This is a genomic window from Paracoccus aestuariivivens, from assembly GCF_009711225.1.
GTDB lineage: Bacteria > Pseudomonadota > Alphaproteobacteria > Rhodobacterales > Rhodobacteraceae > Paracoccus > Paracoccus aestuariivivens.
Genome location: NZ_WMIE01000027.1, coordinates 23809 through 30059, shown reverse-complemented (window position 1 = coordinate 30059; position 6251 = coordinate 23809). Strand labels below are relative to the sequence as shown.

The 6251-nt window shown below is 57.4% G+C and carries 6 protein-coding genes; 4 read left to right on the top strand and 2 right to left on the bottom strand.

The features are described 5' to 3' along the window. The first annotated feature begins 165 nt into the window (after positions 1-165). Complete coding sequence (locus tag GL286_RS20625) at positions 166-1182, top strand: glycosyltransferase family 61 protein (protein ID WP_155097456.1); 1017 nt, start codon at positions 166-168, stop codon at positions 1180-1182. 160 nt (positions 1183-1342) lie between these two features. Then, complete coding sequence (gene fahA, locus GL286_RS20620) at positions 1343-2509, top strand: fumarylacetoacetase (RefSeq protein WP_343038953.1); 1167 nt, start codon at positions 1343-1345, stop codon at positions 2507-2509. 80 nt (positions 2510-2589) lie between these two features. Here fahA and GL286_RS20615 read toward each other — a convergent pair whose 3' ends face one another. After that, positions 2590-3015: a MarR family transcriptional regulator gene (locus tag GL286_RS20615; RefSeq protein WP_170295334.1), complete on the bottom strand. Its 426-nt coding sequence runs from the start codon at positions 3013-3015 to the stop codon at positions 2590-2592. 127 nt (positions 3016-3142) lie between these two features. Between GL286_RS20615 and hmgA the strand changes: the two genes are divergently transcribed. Continuing rightward, positions 3143-4504: a homogentisate 1,2-dioxygenase gene (hmgA, locus tag GL286_RS20610; RefSeq protein WP_155097454.1), complete on the top strand. Its 1362-nt coding sequence runs from the start codon at positions 3143-3145 to the stop codon at positions 4502-4504. Between the two features lie 12 nt (positions 4505-4516). Here hmgA and GL286_RS20605 read toward each other — a convergent pair whose 3' ends face one another. Further along, positions 4517-4993 (bottom strand): Lrp/AsnC family transcriptional regulator, encoded by a 477-nt coding sequence (locus GL286_RS20605; protein WP_246185046.1) that lies wholly within the window; start codon positions 4991-4993, stop codon positions 4517-4519. A gap of 136 nt (positions 4994-5129) precedes the next feature. On the opposite strand from GL286_RS20605, the gene hppD reads away from it, so the two are divergent. Further along, positions 5130-6236 carry a 4-hydroxyphenylpyruvate dioxygenase gene (gene hppD / locus GL286_RS20600; protein ID WP_155097453.1) on the top strand — a complete coding sequence of 369 codons (1107 nt, stop codon included), beginning with the start codon at positions 5130-5132 and terminating at the stop codon, positions 6234-6236. Positions 6237-6251 lie beyond the last annotated feature (15 nt).

Here is a 6251-nt window from a genome sequence, read left to right as displayed (position 1 = left end):
GAAATGGCGCAAACTCGATGGCCAGAACCGCCTGCCGGAAATCATCCAAGGGGTTGAGTTCCGCGACGGTCTCCGCCAACTTCAAGCCGCCGCCTGATCAGGCATCACCAACTTTCGCCCATATCTCCTATTGAGGAATCAGCGCTTCGTCGTGGAAGTGAGGGAATGTTCGTTCCCACCCGCGGCGGAGATCTGAGCAACCTGCCGCACAGATCCGAAAGGGTCTTGTTTGCGGGATATTATTTCAATCACTACGGGCACTTTATAACAGAATCTTTGGCGCGATTATGGGCGCTTGATCAATGCGGCAACGTTGACAAAATTATATTTGTCATGGGCGGTGTCGTGCCGGGGCAACTCAGGGATGGAGTAATAAAAACCATCATCCCAGAGAACGCCCCTGAAATCGAAATCGTCGAGCAAGCCTGCTCGTTCGACGAAATTATCGTACCGCAATCAGGATTTGTAATTCGCAAGTCATTCAACGAAAATTACTGGAAATGGCTTCGCAAGCTGTCTGCTGACATTATGGAATCAGACCAGCATAACAGTATTGACACCCCTCTTTATTTGTCCAGATCCGCAACTCCTGAAACCAGAAGATACGCATATGGTGAAAAGGAGCTGGAAGCCGGACTGAAGAAGGCTGGCATTCGCGTTGTTCAACCGGAGAAGCTTAGCTTCTCTGATCAGGTAAAAATCGTCTCGGAACATAAGACGGTTATTGGATTGGAGGGATCTCAGCTTCACTCTCTGCTTTTCACGATGGGTAAAAAGAAAAGTATTCAGTTGGATTTCCGGAAGGTGAACCCGAATTATCTGTTGATCGACGACATGCTTGGAAACGAAAAGCATTATCCTTTGCTCCAGCTTCCGGAGCAGTACCAGAAATTCATATTGGGTCGTGACAACGACGAGCCGTATATCTTCGACCCACAGAAGGCTGCAGAGGCAATTGGCTCGGCCTTGGGCATCAAGATAGTCGCGCCCGAATTGACGCAGGACACGAAAAAGGCCTTCGCTGCAAGCTGGATCAACTGGTGGACACGTTCCGCATATAACGCCCTGACAAAATCGCCGATGGCAAAGCCCCTGTCGGCATGGGGTTCTCCACCCCGGATCTGGGGACTGACCGGAGAACAGCACCGCTCCAACGTAGCATGTCTACTGGCGGCGATTTAACGCGTCGCGTAACGCGGTTCGGAAATCCACACGCAATTCGTTGCAAGCGTAACGAAATGTGCTAGCGATGGCGACGTAACGACATATCTGCCCGAACTGACTGTGGGAGGTTGATCGAGTGGTCGCTATAGCGCGCAGCCGTATTGCGGCCGCAAACCGAGTGGATTGCGATTTTCCGATCCAGAACCTGCCTTACGGGGTCTTCTCGACTGCGGGCGGCGCGCTGCGTTGTGGGGTGGCGATCGGCGATATGATCCTTGATCTTGCTGCTTGCGAAGCGCAGGGGCTGATCGACGCGGCGGGCACGTTCTCACAGCCGCAACTCAACGAGTTCATGGCGCTCGGTCGGCCGGTCTGGGATCGTATCCGTGCCCGTTTGACCGGATTGCTGGTCGAAGGTGCGGAAGGCGAGTTGCCGCTGGTGGCGATGGCCGATGCCACGCTACACCTGCCGATCCGCGTCACCGAGTTTACCGACTTCTACGCCTCGAAGCATCATGCCTTCAATGTCGGGGCTCTGTTTCGCGGCCCGGAAAACGCGCTGCCTGCTCAATGGACCCATATGCCGATCGGATATAACGGAAGGGCCTCGTCAGTGGTGGTTTCCGGCACGCCGATCCGTCGGCCAATGGGACAGGTCAGGGGAGAAAACGGACCGGAATGGAGCGCCTGCCACCGCCTTGATCTTGAACTGGAACTAGGCGCGGTCATCGGTGCGGACAGCGTGATGGGGCAGCGCGTCAGCGTCGAGGAAGCCGAGGCCATGATCTTTGGCTATGTCCTTTTGAACGACTGGTCGGCCCGCGATGTGCAGGCATGGGAATACCAACCCCTCGGTCCATTCCAGTCCAAGGCGCTTGGCACGACGATCAGCCCTTGGATCGTGACACAGGCCGCATTGGAGCCGTTCAGAACCTCGGGCGCTAAGCGGGTAAATGCGTTGCTGCCTTATCTGGCCGAAACGCGCGCCGGATTTTATGACCTGACTGTCGGCTGGGCCATGAACGGACAGCAGATGGCGCGGACGAATTACAATGTGATGTATTACTCCAGCGCACAGCAACTAGCGCATCACACGGCATCTGGTTGCCCGATGCGGGTGGGCGATCTTCTGGGATCGGGCACGATCTCGGGACCTTATATTAGCCAGACCGGCGCGCTTCTGGAGATGACGCAAGGCGGCAGGAATCCGGTGCTGGTGAATGGCGAGGAACGGACCTTCATTCAGGATGGCGACGAGGTATCGCTGTTTGCCCATGCTCAGGGCCAAGGATATCGTATCGGTTTCGGCCCCTGCACCGGAACGATTCTGCCCGCCAGACCATAATCGTCATTCTGTGGGATTATTGGCGCTCGACGACATCTGCAACGGATTGCGCCTCGCGCGGGTCGTCCTGATCGAGCCTGTCACGCATTCTTTTGCGCCAGCCTGTCCAAAGCCCGCGCAAGCGCTTCTGCATCGGGGCCGAGTTCCGTTAGGATCTGCTGCTGGAACTGCTCGGCCAGCGGGGCAAGGCGCTGCATCAGCGCAATGCCTTTGGGCGTCAGTTGCAAAACGATCAGGCGGCGGTCGGTTCCATGGCCTGATTTGCTGACATAGCCTTCCTCCTCCAATTGCGTGGCTGCGCGGCTGACCATCGACTTGTCCAGATTCACGCGGGCCTGAATATCGCGGACGCTGACCTCGGCGGATTGTGCAAGATGCGCAAGCACCCGCCACTCGGGAATCGTCAACCCCGCCTCGGCGGCATAGATCGACGCGAACCTTCGGCTGATCTGCGCGGCTGCAACGCTCAGGCGATATGGCAGGAATTCGTCCAGCTTGAAAGTCACGGGCGGGCTCCGGTCGGTTTTCCGATCAAGGACACCAAATCAGACCGTTGCACAAGCATTGACTTGCCAAAGGCTTGAGCGCACATTCGTTGCATATGCAACGGTATGAGTTCCTTGGAGGCACCCGATGACGCACCAGCAGTTTCCCGCAGGCATGGTTCGCGCGACGGCCAAGCAGGGCACGCACAAGGGTTACATGCCGGGCTTTGGCAACGACTTCGAAACCGAGGCGCTGCCGGACGCGCTGCCACAGGGCCAGAACAGCCCCCAGAAATGCAATTACGGCCTATATGCCGAACAGCTTTCCGGCACGGCCTTTACCGCGCCGCGTGGCCAGAACGAGCGGACATGGTGCTATCGCATCCGCCCTTCGGTGCATCACACGGGACGGTTCGCGCCGATCGAAGTGCCCTATTGGAAAACTGCACCGAACATCCTGCCAAACGTGACAAGCCTTGGCCAATATCGTTGGGACCCCGTTCCGGTTCCCGACGAGGATCTGACATGGATCACCGGAATGCGCACGATCACCACAGCGGGCGATGTGAACATTCAGGTCGGAATGGCCAGCCATGTCTATCTGGTCGCGCAATCCATGCAGGACGAATATTTCTTCTCTGCAGATAGTGAGCTTTTGGTCGTGCCGCAGCAGGGCCGTTTGCGCTTCTGTACTGAGCTTGGGATTATCGACCTTGAGCCCAAGGAAATCGCCATCATCCCGCGCGGTCTGGTCTATCGTGTCGAGGTACTGGAGGGGCCCTGCCGTGGCTTTGTCTGCGAGAATTACGGCCAGAAATTCGATCTGCCGAACCGTGGCCCCATCGGCGCGAACTGCCTTGCCAATCCGCGCGACTTCAAATCTCCGGTCGCGGCCTTCGAGGACCGCGAGACGCGCTCGCGTGTGGTGATCAAATGGTGCGGCCAGTTCCACGAGACATGGATCGGCCATAGCCCGCTGGATATCGTCGCATGGCATGGCAATTATTGCGCCTATAAATACGATCTACGGACCTATTCCCCGGTCGGCGCGATCCTGTTCGACCACCCCGATCCGTCGATTTTCACTGTGCTGACCGCGCCATCGGGACAGGAGGGGACGGCGAATATCGACTTCGTTCTGTTCCGAGAGCGCTGGTTGGTGGCAGAGCATAGTTTCCGCCCGCCATGGTATCACAAGAACATCATGTCCGAGCTGATGGGCAATATTTACGGCCAGTATGACGCCAAGCCGCAAGGCTTTGCGCCGGGGGGCATCAGCCTGCACAATTGCATGCTGCCGCATGGCCCCGACCGCAACGCCTTCGAGGGCGCGAGCAATGCCGAGTTGAAGCCGGAAAAGCTCGACAACACCATGTCTTTCATGTTCGAGACGCGTTTCCCTCAGCACCTGACCGAATTCGCGGCGAATGAAGCCCCGATGCAGCAGGAATATATCGAGGTCTGGCAACATCTTGAGAAGAAGTTCGACGGCACGCCCGGCGTAAAGTGAACTTGGGTCAATCTATTGCGGCTCGGTCCCCACGGGCGCGATGCCGCGTTCGTCCTTGAGGGTTCTCAGCACGATCTCGGACCGCACCTGCGACACCTGAGGATGCGGCAGAAGATGCCCGTGCACGAAATCCGCAAAGGCTTCGAGATCGCGGACACGCACATCCAGCACATAATCCGCATCACCCGAAACCGAGAATGCCGAGCGGATCTGCGGCTGGCTGGCGACGAAACGCGCGAAATCCCCCTCTTTGCCCTGACCGTGGCTCGACAGGTTGACGCGGATGATCGCCCGCATGCCGTAACCCAGCTTCGATGCGCTCAGGCGAGCGGTATATCCTTCGATGATCCCCGCCTGCTCCAGTGCCGCCCGCCTGCGCGAGCATTGCGAGGCCGATAGGTTCACTACCTCGGCCAATGCGGCGTTCGTGGCCGATCCATCGCGCTGCAATGCCGAAAGAATCGCAATGTCGAACAGGTCTAGTTCCATAACGTGCATCCAATCGTCGATACGCGCGTGCTTCATGCGAAAATAGCGGATACGGGGCGTGATTTGCAAGCATCGCGCAAGACGGGAATGGCAATATCGTTGCTAAAGCAAGGAACGCATCCAGAAGGAGAAGATCATGGGTCCATTCCCGCATGACGCACCCAAGGCGACCATCAGCGCGGCAAACCCTGCCGGAACGGATGGTTTCGAGTTCGTCGAATACGCCCATCCGCAACCGGAAAAACTGGACATGATCTTTCGGCAGATGGGCTTCGTGCCGGTCGCCAAGCACAAGACAAAGGACATCACCCTTTACCGTCAGGGTGACATCAACTACCTGCTGAATGCCGAAGCCGACAGCCACGCAGCGGAGTTCGTGGCTAAGCACGGCCCCTGCGCCCCTGCAATGGCCTGGCGCGTGGTCAATGCGCAGGTCGCCCTGAAACGCGCGCTGGATCTGGGCGCGACCGAATATACCGGCAGCGGCAAGTCGATCGAGGCCCCCGCCGTCTATGGCATCGGCGGCTCGCTGCTTTACTTCATCGACAAATACGGTGCGGAAGGCAGTGCCTATGACGCCTATTACGACTGGCTCGGCGAAGCCAATCCGAAACCCGAAGGCTTCGGCTTCTTCTATCTCGACCACCTGACCCATAACGTCATTCGTGGCAATATGGACACTTGGTACAAGTTCTACCACGACACGTTCAATTTCCGCGAGATCAAGTATTTCGACATCAAAGGCAAACAGACGGGACTGGTCAGCCGCGCGCTGACCTCGCCCGACGGCAAGATCCGCATCCCGATCAACGAATCCACCGACGATCACAGCCAAATCGAGGAATATCTCAGGGAATACAAGGGCGAGGGAATCCAGCATATCGCCATTGCCTCGAACGACATTTATTCAGGCACGGACCGGATCAAAGCGGCTGGAATGGACTTCATGCCCGGTCCGCCCGACACCTATTACGAGATGTCGCATCGTCGAGTGAAAGACCATGACGAACCGCTCGACCGCATGAAAAAGCACGGCATCCTGATCGACGGCGAAGGCGTTGTCGGCGGCGGCGAGACCCGCATCCTGCTGCAGATTTTCTCGAAGACAGTGATTGGCCCGATCTTTTTCGAATTCATCCAGCGCAAGGGCGATGACGGCTTCGGCGAGGGCAATTTCCGTGCCCTTTTCGAGTCGATCGAGGAAGATCAGGTCCGCCGTGGTGTTCTTGCCGCTGTGAAATAAGTAATCGCCTCCCCG